This window comes from Pseudoalteromonas atlantica, from assembly GCA_007988745.1.
GTDB classification, from domain to species: domain Bacteria; phylum Pseudomonadota; class Gammaproteobacteria; order Enterobacterales; family Alteromonadaceae; genus Pseudoalteromonas; species Pseudoalteromonas atlantica.
This window is the reverse complement of sequence record BJUT01000122.1, coordinates 1-1,111: the sequence shown is the minus strand read 5'-3', so window position 1 is coordinate 1,111 and position 1,111 is coordinate 1. Positions and strand designations below refer to the sequence as shown.

Here is a 1,111-nt window from a genome sequence, read left to right as displayed (position 1 = left end):
GGTATGACTCCCACTGTCAAGTTAAACGCACTGATCCCTGCCTAACTTTTTAAGCCATAATTACTTTAGCTCGAATTAGAGCGAGTTAATACATAGGATGAAGCAAGTAATGTCGTCGGTTATCTTGCTGATATTCGTTGGTTATTACTATTTCTAGTAACAGAGCAGACCTTACTTATTTCGTCGTGGCACCTGTCTTCAGTCTATGTTCGTGGTTCAATGCAGCGTTAGCTGCACTGCCATCCTAACGCCGTCGGTGGTTGTGCCACACCCGATGCTTGATCCCATGCATTAACTCTAATACGTTTATCATGCGGGTACTCTTGCCAATCTAAGTTTTGTATTCACTGGCGTAAGCACCACTTCTTTTGCAATAGCCCATATGTACGCAATCATTTCTCGGGCAATGGCGGTAACAACCAGATTGTAGTGTTTCCCTTTGGCTATCATTTTTTTATAGCGTTTGCAGAGCCTAATCTGTGCTTTCCACGCAATATCAATAATGTCCTTTGGTAAGCCTTCTTGTCGTTTTTGCATATCTGTTGATATATTTGCCGCATACCGATAAGTGTGTGCACCTTCCACAAGAAGGCGTCTTGCTCGGCCATTTCCGCATTTTGTGATGGCGCCAATATGGCGTTTGCCACCACTCGAGTGTTCACTGGGTACAAGACCGAGATAACTCATTAATTTACGGGGATGGTCGAAACGCGATAAATCGCCAAGCTCAGCAACAACGCCAGTGGCGACCAACAAACGGACACCACGCATAGCTTGTATTGCTTTGACAACAGGATAATAACGCCACTGGTGAACGTGGTGTGTTAGTTCATTGTCTAGCCGTTCAAGTCGGCTTATTCGTTCGGTAATTGTGTGTAAAAATTCTTGTAAGACGATGTGCTGAGCGGGGTGTGGCAGCACAATCTCAGTGAGCCAACGTAAATGTTTTTGTGACCAATTCGCAGTGCCTTTATAATTGATATTATTGCGAAGCAACAGCGCCTTTAATTGATATTTGGCATCTTTTAAGTCCTTCATTGCCACTTCGCGTGCACGAGATAAATCGCGTACAGCTTCATCTTCAGGCTCGGGAACATAGATAGGTGTTAAA

At 44.2% G+C, this 1,111-nt stretch carries 1 protein-coding gene; it reads right to left on the bottom strand.

What is annotated here, in order from left to right; translation table 11 throughout:
- Positions 1 to 309 precede the first annotated feature (309 nt).
- On the bottom strand, positions 310 to 1,111 hold an 802-nt coding region (locus PAT01_RS19970; RefSeq protein WP_154946065.1), incomplete at its 5' end, for an IS110 family RNA-guided transposase.